This is a genomic window from Pseudenhygromyxa sp. WMMC2535, from assembly GCF_011083025.2.
The window spans coordinates 7,978,849-7,993,990 of record NZ_JABJWV010000001.1 but is presented as its reverse complement, the minus strand read 5'-3'; the positions used below and the strand labels follow the sequence as shown (position 1 = coordinate 7,993,990).

12 protein-coding genes and 1 pseudogene are annotated in these 15,142 nt (G+C 72.2%); 6 read left to right on the top strand and 7 right to left on the bottom strand.

Annotated features, from left to right (window positions below):
* The first annotated feature begins 61 nt into the window (after positions 1–61).
* Positions 62–499 carry a peptide-methionine (R)-S-oxide reductase MsrB gene (msrB, locus tag G6O69_RS30915; protein WP_172307064.1) on the top strand — a complete coding sequence of 146 codons (438 nt, stop codon included), beginning with the start codon at positions 62–64 and terminating at the stop codon, positions 497–499.
* Between the two features lie 15 nt (positions 500–514).
* Here msrB and G6O69_RS30910 read toward each other — a convergent pair whose 3' ends face one another.
* Positions 515–1,588 carry a hypothetical protein gene (locus G6O69_RS30910; protein WP_172307063.1) on the bottom strand — a complete coding sequence of 358 codons (1,074 nt, stop codon included), beginning with the start codon at positions 1,586–1,588 and terminating at the stop codon, positions 515–517.
* On the opposite strand from G6O69_RS30910, the gene G6O69_RS30905 reads away from it, so the two are divergent.
* Together G6O69_RS30905 and G6O69_RS30900 are read left to right on the top strand one after the other, a co-directional pair.
* Positions 1,587–3,881 carry a GNAT family N-acetyltransferase gene (locus G6O69_RS30905; RefSeq protein ID WP_176397190.1) on the top strand — a complete coding sequence of 765 codons (2,295 nt, stop codon included), beginning with the start codon at positions 1,587–1,589 and terminating at the stop codon, positions 3,879–3,881. The genes G6O69_RS30910 and G6O69_RS30905 overlap by 2 nt on opposite strands.
* A gap of 28 nt (positions 3,882–3,909) precedes the next feature.
* Complete coding sequence (locus G6O69_RS30900; protein ID WP_172307061.1) at positions 3,910–6,342, top strand: serine/threonine-protein kinase; 2,433 nt, start codon at positions 3,910–3,912, stop codon at positions 6,340–6,342.
* 66 nt (positions 6,343–6,408) lie between these two features.
* Here G6O69_RS30900 and G6O69_RS30895 read toward each other — a convergent pair whose 3' ends face one another.
* The 4 genes and pseudogenes from G6O69_RS30895 to G6O69_RS30880 form a co-directional block, all read right to left on the bottom strand.
* Positions 6,409–6,855, bottom strand: coding sequence for a CoA-binding protein (locus tag G6O69_RS30895; RefSeq protein WP_172307060.1), 447 nt, complete (start codon positions 6,853–6,855; stop codon positions 6,409–6,411).
* A 27-nt stretch (positions 6,856–6,882) separates the two neighbouring features.
* Positions 6,883–7,773, bottom strand: a complete 891-nt coding sequence (locus tag G6O69_RS30890; protein WP_176397189.1) for a hypothetical protein — start codon at positions 7,771–7,773, stop codon at positions 6,883–6,885.
* Positions 7,774–7,800: 27 nt separating this feature from the next.
* Positions 7,801–9,318: an outer membrane beta-barrel protein gene (locus tag G6O69_RS30885; protein WP_172307059.1), complete on the bottom strand. Its 1,518-nt coding sequence runs from the start codon at positions 9,316–9,318 to the stop codon at positions 7,801–7,803.
* An 82-nt stretch (positions 9,319–9,400) separates the two neighbouring features.
* Positions 9,401–10,228, bottom strand: a pseudogene (locus tag G6O69_RS30880) (neutral zinc metallopeptidase); the annotation flags it as partial.
* A gap of 120 nt (positions 10,229–10,348) precedes the next feature.
* Here G6O69_RS30880 and G6O69_RS30875 point away from each other — a divergent pair.
* The 3 genes from G6O69_RS30875 (at position 10,349) to G6O69_RS30865 (ending at position 13,633) form a co-directional block, all read left to right on the top strand.
* Positions 10,349–11,431 carry an NAD-dependent epimerase/dehydratase family protein gene (locus G6O69_RS30875; protein WP_172307058.1) on the top strand — a complete coding sequence of 361 codons (1,083 nt, stop codon included), beginning with the start codon at positions 10,349–10,351 and terminating at the stop codon, positions 11,429–11,431.
* A 282-nt stretch (positions 11,432–11,713) separates the two neighbouring features.
* Positions 11,714–12,814 (top strand): hypothetical protein, encoded by a 1,101-nt coding sequence (locus tag G6O69_RS30870; protein WP_172307057.1) that lies wholly within the window; start codon positions 11,714–11,716, stop codon positions 12,812–12,814.
* Positions 12,815–12,877: 63 nt separating this feature from the next.
* Positions 12,878–13,633 carry a DUF1295 domain-containing protein gene (locus G6O69_RS30865; RefSeq protein WP_172307056.1) on the top strand — a complete coding sequence of 252 codons (756 nt, stop codon included), beginning with the start codon at positions 12,878–12,880 and terminating at the stop codon, positions 13,631–13,633.
* A gap of 92 nt (positions 13,634–13,725) precedes the next feature.
* Here the strand turns inward: G6O69_RS30865 and G6O69_RS30860 are convergent, their stop codons facing one another.
* On the bottom strand, positions 13,726–14,208 hold the full coding sequence (locus G6O69_RS30860; protein WP_172307055.1) for a helix-turn-helix transcriptional regulator: 483 nt from the start codon (positions 14,206–14,208) through the stop codon (positions 13,726–13,728).
* Positions 14,209–14,433: 225 nt separating this feature from the next.
* Positions 14,434–15,045, bottom strand: coding sequence for a hypothetical protein (locus tag G6O69_RS30855; protein WP_172307054.1), 612 nt, complete (start codon positions 15,043–15,045; stop codon positions 14,434–14,436).
* Positions 15,046–15,142 lie beyond the last annotated feature (97 nt).

The window sequence follows — 15,142 nt, the reverse complement described above, 5'->3', positions numbered from 1 at the left end:
GCCGTGTCCGGAGGCGCCGCGGGGCTTGGGTCGGCAGGGCGCATGGGGCAGACTCGGGCTGATGTCCGACGGTGACGACGCGAAGCGGGGTGAGGACTACTGGCGCGAGCAGTTGACGCCGATGCAGTTTCAGGTCGCTCGCAACGGCGGGACCGAGCGCGCGTTCACGGGGGAGTACTGGAACACCAAGACCCCGGGGCGCTATCGCTGCGTGTGCTGCGGGACCGAGCTGTTCTCGTCGACGGACAAGTACGACTCCGGCAGCGGCTGGCCGAGCTTCACCCAGCCCGCCGCGGGCGGGGCCGTGGCCACGCGCAGCGATCACAGCCACGGGATGGTCCGCACCGAGGTGCTGTGCAAGCGCTGCGACGCCCACCTCGGCCACGTCTTCCCCGACGGCCCGGGGCCCGAGGGGCTGCGCTACTGCATCAACTCGGCCTCGCTGAAGCTCGAGCCCGAGTCGAAGCCCGAGGGCGAGTCGAAGCCCGACGCCGAGTAGCTCGCTCGACCGCGCTCAGCTCGACGCGCCCTCGGAGCTGGCGCCCGCGCCCTCGGCGGTGTGAAAGCCCGCCGCGCTGGGGTCCTCGAGCTTTTCGTCCTTGCGCAGCTGAAGCACCCAGCTGAGCAGGCTGAACCAAAAGGGCGCGCCCAAGGTGGTGGCGAGCACGGTGATGCCGAAGCCGATCAGCTTCATCAGCCAGCCGACGATGTCCTTGGGCGGGTGGCGGCGATCCAGAGGATCGTTGGACCAGCCCAGGGGGAAGCTGTCGATGGCCCGCAGGGTCTCGAGCTGGGCGACGAGCTGCTCGTTGTCGACGCTGGGCTGCCCCGACTGGTCCGCCTGGTCCGACTGGTCGGGTTGCTCGGGCTGATCCGGTTGCCCCGACTGTTCGGCTTGCCCCGACTGTTCGGCTTGCCCCGACTGTTCGGTCGAGGTGTCGGCCTCGAAGCCCACGGCCTGCTGGACCACGGCCATGCGCAGGTCCGAGTCTTCCCACAGGGCGTTGGCGAACATCAGGCTGTCGACGTTGGCGACGAAGGTCAGCGCCACGGCGAAGCCAAAGGCCGCGAGCTGAGCGCGGCGTGAGTACCAGCTGCTCAGTCGGTTCATCGAGGCGTTGAACCACCGCGCGATGGCCTGCTCGGCCTCGCGGATGTCGCCGCGGGACTCGGCGGTGAGGTTGAGCAGGACCTGGCGCAGGGGAGGCGACTCCTCGATGGCCTCGACCATGCGCCGCAGCTCGAGCAAGTTGCGCGGGCGGTGGCGATCCTGGCGCTCGTCGGGGCGCGCGAGGATCTCGAGGAGCACCGCGGTGAAGGTCTCTGGCGGGATATGGTCTGGGGTGCGCTTGCCGGGCGCGAGGCCGCGGATCAGCGGGTGCGCGAGCAGGGAGCGGGCGATGCCCTGCTCGCGGCCGTCGACCTCCCAGGTGTCGCCGAGCATGTCCTCGAGCCAGGTGCCCAGGGCGCGCGCGCGGGTCGAGAACAAATTGGCGAATCCCTCGGTGACGGAGGTGATCACCAGGCTCATCAGCGCGTAGAGGAAGATCATCCCCAAGGCGACGTCGAGGATAGAGTCTTGAAACATGGGCCCTCGCTGGCGAGGTTATCACTCCGGGGCGGCGATCGGTCGGCGTTCCGAGGGCTCGCCAGGGGGTGGCGAGGCTGCTACATGGCGGCTGCGCATGCCGTCGAGCCCGACCATCGGCGAGGGCCACCGCCGCCTGTTCTTGCTGCGTGGCGAGGCAGGGCAGACCTGCGCCGAGGTCGGCGCGATGCTGGGAGCGGATGGGGGTGGGGGTGGCGAGGGGGAGGGGGATGGTGAGGGGGAGGGGGAGGGGAAAGATGACGCGGAGCTGCCTTCGTTGCTGTGGATCTCGGACAGCGCTCCGCCCGAGGCCGAGGCCGCGACCTGGCGCTGCGCCTGGGCGTGGACGCGTCCGCGAGGGCTGGCGGCGCGCCTGGGCCAGGCCTTCGACGTGGTGGTGATCGACGCCCACGAGGGCCTCGACGCCGACGTGCTCGGGCAGGCGCAGGGGCTGGTCTGGGGCGGCGGCGCGCTGATCTTGAGGCTGGCGCGCGGGGGCGACTCGGGGGCGGGGACAGGGCGCTCACTGGCCAAGCTGGCGGCCTACCCCTACGGCCGCGAGGACGTCGGGCGGCGCTTCGAGGCGCATGTCCTCGCGGCCCTCGAGCCGTGGCGGGCGCGGGAGCCCGGGCGGCTGCGGGCGTCTGCGTGGCGCCTGGAAGGTGCGCGCGGCAACGCCGGGCAGCGCGAGGTCGTCGCGCGCTTGTGCGCGAGCTGGTCGCGGCCGGGCCCGCCGAGCCGGAGCTTGCTGCTCGCGGATCGCGGTCGCGGCAAGTCCAGCGCGCTCGGCCTGGCCCTGCGCGAGTACGCCGCGTGTCGGGGGAGCGCGGGGGAGGCGGGGGCAGCGGAGGGCGGCCAGGAGATGGGAGAGCGCGGCCCGCTGATCGTCACCGCGGCCGTCGAGGCTGCCGCGGCGGAGGTCCTGCGCTTCGCCGGTGAGGCGGCGCGCTTCGAGCCCGTGTCCGCGCTGCTCGAGCGTCCCCTGAGCGCGGGGGTGCTGGTCGTCGACGAGGCGGCGCAGCTGCCCGTGCCCTTGCTGCGCCGCCTGGTCAGCGCTCACCCGGGCGTCCCGATCGCCTTTGCGACCACGGTCCATGGCTACGAGGGGACCGGCCGCGGCTTTTGCCTGCGCTTCGAGCCGTGGCTGCGGCGCCAGGCCCAGGGGGTCGAGCGCCTGCGCCTGGACGAGCCGATCCGCTGGGCGGCCGACGACCCGCTCGAGCGGGCGATCTTCGCGGCGCTGCTCCTCGACGCCGCGCCGGCCGAGCTCGAAGCGGCGGAGCTCGAGCCCAGCGGAGGCGAGCTCGCGGGCCTCGTCACGCGCAGGCTCGACCGCGACGCCCTGGCGGGCGACCTCCCGCGCCTGCGCGCGCTCTTTGGCCTGCTCGTCCAGGCGCACTACCGGACCACGCCGGGCGACCTCCAGCGCCTGCTCGACGCCCCCAACCTCGAGGTCCACGCGGCCGAGCTCGACGGGCGGATCGTGGCTGCGACCTTGGTCGCCGAGGAGGGCGGGCTGCCCCCGGAGCTGGTCGCGGACGCGCTCGCGGGCAAGACCCGGCTGCGGGCCCACGCCCTCGCCGACGCGCTGGTCGCCCACCTCGGTCACCCCGAAGCTGGCGCCATGATCATGCGCCGCAGCGTGCGAATCGCGGTCCATCCGCGGCTGCGTCGGCGCGGCGTGGCGACCCGGCTGATCGAGCACGTGCACGCCGACGGGGCGACGCCTCCGGTGGCGCTCTTCGGCACGCTCTTTGGCGCGAGCGCGGGGGTCATCGCGCTGCGCCGCAGCTTGGGCTACGCGCTGGTGCGCGTGGGGGCGTCTCGAGGCGCGCGCACGGGCGAGCCCTCGGTGCTGATGTTGCGCCCGCAGACCCCCGCAGGCGAGGCGCTGGTCGCCGCGCTGCGCTGGGAGCTTGCCCACGAGCTCGACGTCCAGCTCGCGCTCTTGCAGGCCGACGAGGGCGTGCCTCTGAACCCGGAGCTGGTCGCGGCCGTGCGCGAGGGCCTGCCCTGCGTCCCGCCCTGGCGTCCAGCCGAGCGCAGGCGCCTGGTGAGGGCCTACGCCCACGGGCCGCGGACCTTCGAGTCCGTCGCGACAGCGCTGCGCGAGGAGCTGGCGCAGCTGGATCTCGACCTGCTCCCCCCGAGCTGGCGCGAAGTGATCGTGGGTCGGGCCGTGTCACTGCGCGCCTGGCGGGACGTGGCGCGCGCGGCCGGTCTCCCCGATGTTCGCGCGGCCATGCGAATCATGCGAAGGGGAGTTCGTCTGCTGGTCGCGAGCGATCCTTGATAGCCTCGGTGCCAGACGAGCTGCCACGATGCACCGATCCGATGCATACGCCGCGTGGGAGGACCTCGGCACGCAGACCCTGGTCCAGGGCGAGGAGGAGTCGGGCGAGGACAGCACCCCCGGTGACCCGCCCGCGCTCGATCCCCTCGGCCTGTCCCGCGGTAGCCGCAACCTTGGGCGATACCTGCTCCTGGGTCGCCTCGGCCGCGGCGGCATGGGGGTGGTCTACGCGGCCTACGATCAGGAGCTCGATCGCAAGGTCGCGATCAAGGTGCTCCACGCCCAGTCCAAGAACGCCGAGCACCGCCTCGTCCGCGAGGCCCAGGCCATGGCTCGGATCTCGCACCCGAACGTCGCGCAGATCCACGAGATCGGCTTTTTGGAGGGCAAGCGCTTCGTGGTCATGGAGTTCGTCGAGGGCGAGACGCTGCGCCGCTGGCAGAGACGAACGCGGCGCACGCGAGGGGAGATCCTCGCGGTCTTCATCGCCGCGGGGCGCGGGCTGGCGGCGGTCCACGACAAGGGCCTGGTCCACCGCGACTTCAAGCCCGAGAACGTGATGATCGCCGAGGACGGGCGGGTGCTGGTCATGGACTTCGGCCTCGCCCACGGCGCGGGGGAGCGCGTCGACGCCCCCAGCGAGGGCGAGCGGGCGAGCGCGCTGGCGGACAAGATCACGATGACGGGCTCGGTGTTGGGGACGCCGGCTTATATGGCGCCCGAGCAGATCGAGGGCGCCCTCACCGACGCGCGCAGCGATCAGTTCAGCTTCTGCGTGAGCCTGTGGGAGGCGCTCCACAGCCGGCGGCCCTTCGTGGCCGCGCGGATCGACGAGATCTCGGCGGTGGTCGCCGCGGGCAAGCTCGAGTCGGCGCGGCGAGGCGAGGTGCCGGGCTGGATCAGCAAGACGCTGCGCCGTGGGCTGCGGGCCGATCCGGACGAGCGCTGGCCGTCGATGGCGGCCCTGCTCGGCGCCCTCGAGCGCGACCCCAAGCGGCGCCGCTGGCTCTTGGGCGGCCTGGCCGCGATCTGCCTGGTGTTCGCCGCGACGAGCTACCTCAGCGCGAGCAGGCGGGCGCCCGCGGCTCGGGCCGCGGCGATCACCCGGGCTGAGCTGTGGACCTGCGTCGAGGCAGGGCGCGAGATCGAGGCGGGATGGACCGACGAGACCCGCGAGACGCTGGCTCGGGGCTTCTCCGCGACGGGGCTGAGCTTCGCGGGCTCGGCCTGGGCGCGGACCCGGCGGTGGATGGACGACTACGCCGAGGCGTGGTCGCGCGCGCGCACCCAGGTCTGCGCCGATCGGCGCCTGGCCGAGGTCCGCCACGACAGCGGCGCCCTCGCCCGCGTCGAGGCCCGCGCGGCCTGCCTCGACGAGCGCCGCGAGCTCTTCGTCGGGCTGATCGACGCGTGGTCCGAGGTCGACGCCCAGACCGTGACCCTGGCCGCGCCCGCGGTCATGAGCTTGCCCGCCGTGTCCGGCTGCGAGGGTCCGAGCTGGGCGATGCAGCGGGTCAACCCGCCGGGGCAGGTGCGGGTCGAGGTCGAGGCCGCGCGCCGGGAGCTCGGCCGCGCGCGGGCGCTGGGCCTGGCCGGAAAATATGGCGACGGCCTGGCGGTCGCGCAGGTGGCCGTCGAGCAGGCGCGGGCCCTGGGCTGGCGCCCCCTCCAGGCCGAGGCCTGGCTGCTCGTCGGCGAGCTCCAAGATGAGCTCGGCGCCTACGAGGACGCCCGCGAGGCGCTGCGGGCGGCCTATGTCGCGGCCCTCGCGGGCGGCCACGACCTCGTCGCCCTCGAGGCCTGCGCGGGGCTGACCTTGGTCGTCGGCGACAAGCTCGAGGCGCCCGAGCTCGGCCTGCGCTGGGTCGAGGTCGGCGAGGCCCTGGCCGAGCGCCTCGCCCTCGGGGGGACGATCCACGCGGCCGAGCTGCTCTACGGTCGCGGGCTGCTCGAGGACCGCCTCGGCGACGACGAGCAGGCGCTGATCGCCATGCGTCGCGCCCTGGCCATCGAGCGCGCCGAGCTCGGCGACGCGCACCCGAGGGTCGCGCGGGCCTTCAACGGCGTGGGCGGGGTGCTCATGGATCTCGAGGACTTCGAGGGCGCCCTCGAGACCCAGCGGCGCTCGCTGGCGATCGTGGAGGAGAGCTTGGGCCCGGGGCACCCCGAGGTCGCGCGCTCCTTGCACAACACGGCGCTGGTCCTCTCTCGCCTGGGCAAGCACCGCGAGGCCCTCGCCCTGCAGCGCCGCGCGCTGGAGATCCGCGAGGCGGCCCTGGGCCCGGAGCACCCCGACGTGGCCGCGACCTACGGCGCCATGGGGGCGACCATGGCCGCGCTCGGAGACCTGTCCGCGGCCCGGGAATACCGGGCGCGCGCGCTGGAGATCCGCGAGCGCAGCCTGGGCGTCGATCACCCGCAGGTCCAGGCCACGCGCGAGGCCCTCGCCAAGTCGCCCTGATCGGGCCGCTCGGGTCGCCCTGCTCGGGTCGCCCTGCTCGGGTCGCCCTGCTCGGGTCCTGCGGGCTCAGGTGCGGCGCGGGCCGAGGCCAAAGGCGCGGTGGTCGGCCAGGGTGCAGCGATCCTGGACCACGCAGATGCCCGCGGCGATCAGCTGATTGGCAAATTCGTCGTGGCGGATCCCGCTTTGCAGCCACACGGTCGCGGGCCGCGGCTGCATCGCCAGGATGTCGTCGAGGTGCCCGGGCAAGAAGCCCGGGTGGCGAAACACGTCGACGATGTCGACCGGCTCGGCGATCTCGGCCAGGGCGCGGCGGAAGGGCTCGCCCCACTCGCGCAGGCGGTGGTGCAGGGGGTTGACCGGGATGATCCGGTAGCCCTGCTCGCGCAGGTAGTTGGGCACATAAAAGCCCGCGCGGCTCGGCTGGGTGGAGGCGCCGAGGACCGCGATGGTCCGGGCTTGCTCGAGGATGGTGCGCAGGCGGGGGGCGTCCGTGATCAGATCTGCGGTCATGGCGTGGCTCGCTCTCGCAGTGGCTGGCTACTGCCCGTTTTGGTGCCAGCCGCTCGGTGGCGGGCTGGAGGGGTGCTGGTGCGCCTGGGGCCGAGCGTGGCCGTGCTGTGGGTAGCCGGGCTGCTGGGGCTGTTGCTGATGCGCGTGGGGCTGTTGCTGATGCGCGTGGGGCTGTTGCTGGTGCGCGTGGGGCTGTTGCTGGTAGCTGGGCTGCTGCTGCTGGGGTGCCTGGGGGTGCTGCTGGTAGCCGGGCTGTTGCGGGTAGCCGGGCTGCTGTGGGTAGCCGGGCTGGTGCGCGTGGGGCTGCTGATAGCCGCGCTGCGGGTAGCCCTGCGGGGCGCCCTGGGGCCCCGACCACGGGACCTGAGCCCAGTGCCCCGCCTGAGGGGGCGGCTGCCAGCGCTGCTCGGCCGGGGCGGGCGCGTGGGTCTCGATCACGCTCCCGCAGTGCTCACAGCGCAGCTGCTCCCCTTCGAAGACGAGCTGCGCCGTCGTGGCCGCGCCGCAGGACTGGCAACGATGGGCGATCTGCGCCCGGCGATCGAGGCGATCGAGGCGCAGGTAGCGACGGCTCGCGCGGTGGATCCCCAGCGGCAGGCGATAGCGGGCGATGTCCTGGTGGAGCAGCAGCGTGGCCTGAGCCGGGGGGCAGCCCACGGCCGCCGCGAGCTCGTCGATGGTGAAGGCGTCGTGGGTGCGGATGAAGCCGACCATCTGCTGCTGGGTCTGGTCGCGGCGCTGGAGCTTGCGCGCGGCGTGCATGAGCAGCCCGCCGGGGATCGCAAACAAGGTGGCCAGGACCGTGAAGGTCCAGGCGATGTTGGGTTCGTTGTCGACGGCGGCCAGGGGCGTGCAGGCCAAGGACATGGCCGAGAGGGCCAGGAGGATCCAGGCGATGACCTTGAGCAGCGTGTGCACCGGTTGATCTTATACGAGTTGGCCGAGTCAGCGCTCGGCGCGACCAAACCAAAAGTCCCACCACCCGGTCATGGCCATGAAGACGGTGTGCTGGTTGCTGGCGAGGGGGCGGTCGTCGTCGCCCGTGAACTCGGCGTGGTAGAAAAAGCCGTCCTCGGCCGTGGAGTGATCGTAGCGGTACTCGGCGCGGAGCAGCAGGTGGTCCCACAGGCGCAAGTTCGCGCTGAAGGTCCCGGACAAGAGCCACTGATCGACGCCAAAGAAGCGCCCGTCGCGGTCCCACGAGGCCTCCGGGCGCACGGCCAGGTCGATGCGCGCGTTGTCGCGGTCGAACACGGTGCCTCGCAAGAAGAGCGCGCCGCCGGTGTAGAGCGACTGCTGCTCGCGCGCGCGGCCGGGCCGGTCGACGCCGAGATCCCAGACCCCGGCGACGCTGAAGTGATCGTCGAAGTCCCAGCTGGCCCAGGTGTCCCAGTAGACCAACCAGTCCTGGGGGGCGAGGTCGGTGCTCTCGGGGCCGAAGTAGACGTTTGTCGAGACGGTGAGGTTGCTGGGGCCGGTGCGCGGGGGTCCGACCTCGCGCGAGGGTCGGGCCCAGGTCAGCTGGACGAGGCCGCTGGGCACGGCGTTGAGGTCGGCGTAGCTCTGGAAGCCGTTGACGAACCACCCGGCGATCTCGACGTTGCCGGGCAGCTCCTGGACGATCTTCGCGCCGGCCAGGTAGTAGGGCACGACGTTGCTCTCCCAGCTCGTCGTGTAGTTCCAGTTGTTGGCCGTCCAAAACGAGCCGACGCCCATGGGGCCCTCGAACACGCCGGCGCCCAGGGAGGTCTTGGTCTTGCGGATGCGAAAGCCCGCGTTGGCCAGGGCGATGTGCTTGAAGACCTCGGCGCCAGCGTACTTGCCGTCGGGGCCGCCGGGGATCGGCTCGGCCGAGGTCAGGGCATCGACGGCCGCGCCGGCGTGCAGGCCGAGCTCGAACCACCACGGCTCGCTGTCGTTGACGCGGTGGCGGACGAAGGCGCCCACGGCGTTGACGGCGAGCTCGTGCAGGCGCGGGCTGGTGTACATGCCGCGGTAGATGTGGTTGTCGGGCCAGTTCGACGAGAAGCCGTAGGAGAGGTCGACGAAGAGCTCGGCCTGCCAGGTCTTGGGGGGGGCGGCGTCGGCCATGGCGCCGTCGCTCGCGGGGCTGAGGGCTGGCCCGGACGCGCCGGCGTCGACGGTCTCGCTGGATGCGGGGGCTTCGGCGGGCTCGCTGGCGGCGGGGACGGCCACTTGCACGCGCTCGGCGGGGGCGGGGGCGCTCGGCTGGGCGGCGGCAGCGGGCTCGCTGGGCGTGGGGTCGTCTGGGCTGGCCGCGGGCGCGTCAGGGCTGGCAGCGGGCGCCTCGGGGCCGGCAGGAGGGGCGTCAGAGCTGTCGGCGGGCGCGGGGGCGTCCGCGTCGACAGCAGCCTCGGGGGCGGTCGTGGGTGAGGCTGTGCTCGCTTCGGGGGGGAGCTCGGGGGGCGCGAAGCCGACTGTCAGCGCGAGTGCGAGGACCATCGAGATCTGCATACCACGCGATCGCGCGAGCATGGCGGCGTCGCGCGGGCGCTCGCTCGCGCTCGCAGGGCGCCCGAGCTGATCAGCCGTCGAGCGTCGCGGCGGAGAAGGTGTCGCAGTGGCGAGGGTCGCCGCTGTCGTAGCCGCGCCGAAACCAGCGTACGCGCTGGGCAGAGGTCCCGTGGGTGAAGCTCTCGGGGGTGACGACGCCCTTGGCCTGGCGCTGCAGGCGATCGTCGCCGATGGCCGCGGCGGCGGTCAGGGCCTCGTCGACGTCGCCGATCTCCAGCAGGCCGCGGGCGCCAGCGTCGTGGGCCCAGACGCCGGCGTAGCAGTCCGCCTGAAGCTCGAGGCGGACGGAGAGGCCCTCGGCGCCGCGCTGGTCGCCGGCGGCGGCCTGCTCGACGCGGCGGCTGGTCCCGTCGAGGGTCTGGATGTGATGGCCGATCTCGTGGGCGATGACGTAGGCTTGGGCGAAGTCCCCGCCCGCGCCAAGGCGATCGCGCAAGGCCTGGTAGAAGGACAGGTCGATGTAGACCTGCTGATCCCCGGGGCAATAAAAGGGCCCCGTCGCGGCGTCGCCGTAGCCACAGGCCGTGCGCGTGGAGCCGGTGAAGAGCACGAGCTTGGCGCGGCGATAGTCGGGCAGGGCGCGCGACCAGCTGTCTTGGATGTCGTCGAGCACGAAGCCGACGAAGGCGGCCTGCTCGTCGTCGGGGGCCGACCCCGCGCCTCCCTCGAGCTCGGCGGCGCGCTGGGCCACGCCGCCGAAAAATTGGAAGCCCAGGTAGGCGAGGACGACCACGATGACCCCGGCCCAGCCAAAGCGGCTGTGCACGATCATCAGCAAGAGCGTGATCGGCAGGCCGCCGCCGCCGGAGGGCCCGTCTCCGCGGCGGTCGATGAGATCTGAGCTGCGGTGGTCGGGATCCTAACGCACGCGCTGAGCGTGGGTCCGCCGAGCGAGGATGGCAAGGGCTGTGATCCGGGCCAAGGCGCGCGGCCCCGGGGCGCACTAGAGTCCGGCCCGATGCGCACCACCAGCGTGGTAACCGGCGCCAGCGGGCACCTCGGCGCCAACGTCGTGCGGGCCCTGATCGCCCGCGGCGATCGGGTCAGGGTCCTCGTCCACCGCAGCAGCGCGGCCCTCGCGGAGCTCGACGGTCAGCTCGAGATCGTCGCGGGCAGCGTCACCGATCTCGAGAGCTTGCGGGTGGCCTTCGCGGGCGCCGATCGTGTCTATCACCTGGCCGCGGTGATCTCGATGGTCGGCGATCCCGGGGGTCGCATGCAGGCCGTCAACGTCGAGGGCACGGCCAAGGTGGCGACCGCGTGCCGAGAGCTCGGGGTCGGGCGCATGGTCCACTGCAGCTCGGTCCACGCCTACGACCAGCACCCCCTCGACGAGGTCCTCGACGAGGGCCGGCCGCAGATCGCAGAGGATCCGAGCTGCACCGCCTACGACCGCAGCAAGGCCCTGAGCGAGCGGGTCGTCCGCGAGGCGGTCGCGGCTGGCCTCGACGCGGTGATCGTCAACCCCACGGGGGTGATCGGTCCGGTCGACTTTGGGCCGTCGCGGCTGGGCGAGGTGTTGATCAACCTGGCCACGGGCCGGCTGCCGGCGCTGCTCGAAGGTGGCTTCGACTTCGTCGACGTCCGTGACGTGGCCTTGGGTGCCTTGGCCGCGGGGGAGCGCGGGCGAGCGGGGGAGGGCTACATCCTCGCGGGCTCGTGGCACAGCCTCGTCGAGCTCGCGGCCCACGTGGAGGCCGTATGTGGGCGGCGCGCGCCTTCGATGGTCTCGCCGATGTGGCTGGCGCGGGTGGGGGTCCCCTTCGCCGAGGCGCTCGCCAAGCTCAGCGAGCGTGAACCCCTCGTTACCCACGAGTCTTTGGACGTGCTCTTGTCGCATCGCTCGATCTCGAGTGCCAAGGCGCGGGAGGAGCTCGGCTACAGCACCCGCTCGCTGCGAGAGACCGTCACGGACGCGCTGGCTTGGTTCGAGGCGCGCGGTGATCTGGCGCCCCCTCATGGTCTCGCTGGAATGCTGTCCTCGCTCAATCTCGATCTGAACGTTGTCAGCGACCTGGGCGCTCGCCTGCGTGGGCGCTAGGAGCCCGTGGTGACATCCCCCTCGGCTGGCAGCGCGTCACTGGATCTCGACTTGCGCGCATGCAGTCGCGCGAGCCTCTCGTCGCTGTGCTCGGCGCTCTGACCCGAGCTCGCGGCGACGCGCTGGCTGTATCCATCCGCGGGTCGCGTCGTCGAGAGCTGGACACAATGCGCGACCGAGAGTCTTCGTCGCCAAGACCCTCGACGCTGTTAGCATATCGGCGTGTTATCTCGCAGGGCAGCGTTGGGGGCACTCGCGCTCGTCGCCTGTTCGAGGGAGGACATGTTCAAGCTGAAGGTCCATCACCAGATCCGTCGCCGGGTGGCCCTGACGCTCGCGCCACGCGACGCGTGCCTGGCCTTCGTCGCGCGCTACCCCGGCTACTTCCGCGACGGCGAGAACGGGACGGGGGCCTGGGCCAGGGGCCTCGGCCTGCGCGAGCGCTGGTTCATGACGAACCTCGCGCAGAGCTTGGTCTGGGCCTGGGTCGAGCACGAGATGCAGGCGCTGGCGCCCCTGGCGGAGGACTTCGACGCGCTCGCCTGCGCCGCGATCGCGGTGCTGCGCAGCAAGACCCGCAACCAGCTCGAGATCGACCTCGACAGCGAAGACTCGGCGCGGAGGTGGCTCTACGCCACGCGCGAGGACGAGGGCTTCGAGGAAGAGGTCTTCGCGCGGCTGGTCCGTGGCGCGAGCAATTGCGACGGCCAAAACCATCTCCTCCAGCTGCTCATCGAGCCGTGGTATCGCGCCGCGCTCGTCGGTGGAAACCAGGGCCACAAGCTGCTGGCGGTCGAGGTGCCCGGTGTCTTTCGGCCGGTCTTCGTCGACGGCTGGTCCAACCTGCCGCCCTTCGTGCTCGGCGCCGAGGGGCCCTTTCATACCTACGCGCAGCTGCGAGAGCGGCCCGAGTCGGTCGTGCTCGGCGTCCAGGGTAGGCCCTTGATGTCGATGGATCAGTACGAGGAGGCCGGGGGCACGCCGATCACCTTGTCTCCGCGGCGAGACGCCCCGTGCAGGACCTGGGACTTCGAACTCGAGCCGCCCGCCCTCGACGCGGCCAGCCTCGACGCCCTCGCCGACCCCTGGCAGATCTTTCTCTACGCCCGGGTGCTCCACCTCTTCGATGACCCGCGGGCCGCTGCGCTCTACGAGCGCGCGCTGAACCTGGGGCCGTGCGAGTTCGGCGGGTCGTCCGGGCGCGACGCCTTCGTGTGCGAGGTCAGCCGGGAGATGCTGGTGCGTCGGGAGCCGTGGGCGAGCGAGGACGACCACCCCTCGCCGCCGCCCGAGATCGAGGACGGCTCCCCGCAGCCGCAGCCGCAGCCCGCGGGCGACGGCCAGCGCCCAGGCAAACGCGAGCTCCGCGGCGGCATGGGCTGAGCTTGGGCCGAGCTCGAGCTGGCCGCGCCACGTGGCGGGGGCTCGTGGTACATCGAAGGGCCGATGTCTGACAGCCCGGAGATCCATCGCCTCGCAACCTTGATCTTGCTGGCCCTCGGCGTGGTCACGATGCTCGCGCTCGGCTTCATCACCGCGCCCTACGGTCGCCACACCAGCGAGCGCTGGGGGCCGACGATCCCCGCGCGCCTGGGCTGGATCATCATGGAGTCCCCGGCGGTGCTCGTGTTCGCGTGGATCTACATGCAGGGCCAGCACCGCTTCGAGCTCGCGCCGCTGGCTTTGCTGGGCATGTGGCAATTTCACTATGTCCAGCGCACCTACGTGTTCCCCTTCCGCACGCGCAGCGACAGGCGCATGCCGGTGCTGGTCTGCCTGCTCGCGCTGCTCTTTCAGCTGCTCAACGCCTACGTCAACGCGCGCTGGATCTCGCACTGGGGGGACTATGGCGCGTGGACTGGCGACTGGCGGCTGTGGCTGGGGGCGGGGCTGTTCTTCGTCGGCTGGGGGATCAACTTCAAGGCCGACACCATGCTGATCGCCCTGCGCAAGCCCGGCGAGGACGGCTACAAGATCCCCCGGGGCTGGCTCTACGAGTACGTGTCTTGCCCCAACTACCTCGGTGAGATCCTCGAGTGGCTGGGCTGGGCGCTCGCGACCTGGTCGCTGCCGGGGCTGGCCTTCGCCTTCTACACGATCGCCAACATCGGACCGCGCGCGCTCGACAACCATCGCTGGTATCGCCGGACCTTCGCCGACTACCCCGAGCAGCGCCGGGCGCTGATCCCATTCGTGCTCTGAGCGAGAGCGGGCGGGACTGGAGAGGCGCCTCGCCGTGTGCGGGGCGAGGCGCCTGGTGACCGGCTCGAGGGATCGACTCGCGCTGTCGTTGTTCACTCGATTCGACGGGTGATGTCCTCGGGCCCGGCGCGGTGGCGAGAGTCGTCGCCGTGCTCGTCGCCAGCGGCGAGGTCGGAGCGGGTCGTGTCCGCGTGGGCGCCCAGCTGCAAGGACAGGCGCAGCAGGGCCTCGCGGGTGCCCACGCCGACCTTGGCGAAGACATTGTGCAGGTGCCACTTGACGGTGGCGCGGCTGATCCCGAGCTGACGCGCGAGCGCGCTGTTGTCCCTGCCGGCGAGCACACCTTCGAGCACGTCGCGCTCGCGCGGCGTGAGGCCGTGGCGACGAACCAGGCGATCGATCGCCCAGGCCAGGCGCGCGGGGGCGTCCCCCTCGTCGAGCTGGCGGAGCACGGCGTAGCCGAGCGCCTCGAGCACGGCGGTGATCCGCGAGGCGTCCTTGTCGGCCTCGACGCTGATGAGCACCTCGGTCTTGGTCTGCGCCGGCTTGCTAGTGGTCTGTTGCGTATTTTCCATGGTCGAGGCCCCAAGATGGGGGCGGGGTCGCGGACCGTCAGTGACGCCGTAGCCACGGCGGCGTCGCGTGACGAACCGTGACGAGTCGTGAGCAGCGCGGTGGGGGAGCAGGCACGACCCGTGACAGGGGCAACCATCCCGAGGTCGAGCCGCGCGGCCCACGTTGCGGTCGGAGCTCGCAGCCGAACGCAGGATCCTGCTTGGCGAGCCGCCGCCGCGGCAGGATCAGCGAGCGAAGCGGACGCCCTCGAACCAGGCCGTGATCGCGTCCGCGTGGGCCGGCCACAGCTCGGCCTGGCCCTCGGCCGAGATCGCCAGCACGCGATCACCGATCAACGCCACGCGCTCGCGCTTGCGGATCTCTCCCAGGCGGCCGTGCGTGGCCTCGAGCTCCGCCTCCCAGCCGTGGGCGCCCGCGAGCACGATCGGGCTGTCGCGCAGATACTCGACGTGCTCGAAGAAGGCCTCGTTGTCGGCGCGGTAGAGGGTCATCAGCAGGGTCTCGGGATCGGTGCGCTGCTGACGGGGCTGGCGGTGGGTCTTGGCCGAGAAGAAGAGCAGCTCGCGGGGGTCTTCGCGGCGGCAGCGGACGGCCACGGCGGCGGCCGAGTCCTCGCCGTGCTGCTCCTCGAGGCACTCCCAACCCTCACCCGTGGGGATCGGCGCCGAGATCCGCCCGTCGGCGGACACGAAGCGCCCCGGCGCCTGGGGCAGGGGCTCGAAGCTGTCCGCGGGGGCGGGCGCCGGGCTCGAGGCGTCCGCCTGGGGATCGTCGACCTTGCAAGCCGGCAGGGCGAGCAGGGCGAGCAGGGCGAGCAGGGGAGCGCTGGCGTTCACCACGGGCTCCTAGGAGCCCGTGGTGGAACCCAGCGCGGCTCCTGGCGCCGGGTTTTTCGTCGAGGGCGCGAAGCCAAAACGCCGCTGTACCGGGCGT

Bases quoted from the DNA above. Each gene is read 5' to 3' on its own strand.
- G6O69_RS30860 (WP_172307055.1), bottom strand. From the start codon at position 14,208: ATGGAAAATACGCAACAGACCACTAGCAAGCCGGCGCAGACCAAGACC.
- G6O69_RS30900 (WP_172307061.1), top strand. From the start codon at position 3,910: ATGCACCGATCCGATGCATACGCCGCGTGGGAGGACCTCGGCACGCAG.
- G6O69_RS30865 (WP_172307056.1), top strand. From the start codon at position 12,878: ATGTCTGACAGCCCGGAGATCCATCGCCTCGCAACCTTGATCTTGCTG.
- msrB (WP_172307064.1), top strand. From the start codon at position 62: ATGTCCGACGGTGACGACGCGAAGCGGGGTGAGGACTACTGGCGCGAG.
- G6O69_RS30875 (WP_172307058.1), top strand. From the start codon at position 10,349: ATGCGCACCACCAGCGTGGTAACCGGCGCCAGCGGGCACCTCGGCGCC.
- G6O69_RS30895 (WP_172307060.1), bottom strand. From the start codon at position 6,855: ATGACCGCAGATCTGATCACGGACGCCCCCCGCCTGCGCACCATCCTC.
- G6O69_RS30910 (WP_172307063.1), bottom strand. From the start codon at position 1,588: ATGTTTCAAGACTCTATCCTCGACGTCGCCTTGGGGATGATCTTCCTC.
- G6O69_RS30870 (WP_172307057.1), top strand. From the start codon at position 11,714: ATGTTCAAGCTGAAGGTCCATCACCAGATCCGTCGCCGGGTGGCCCTG.
- G6O69_RS30885 (WP_172307059.1), bottom strand. From the start codon at position 9,318: ATGGTCCTCGCACTCGCGCTGACAGTCGGCTTCGCGCCCCCCGAGCTC.
- G6O69_RS30905 (WP_176397190.1), top strand. From the start codon at position 1,587: ATGGGCCCTCGCTGGCGAGGTTATCACTCCGGGGCGGCGATCGGTCGG.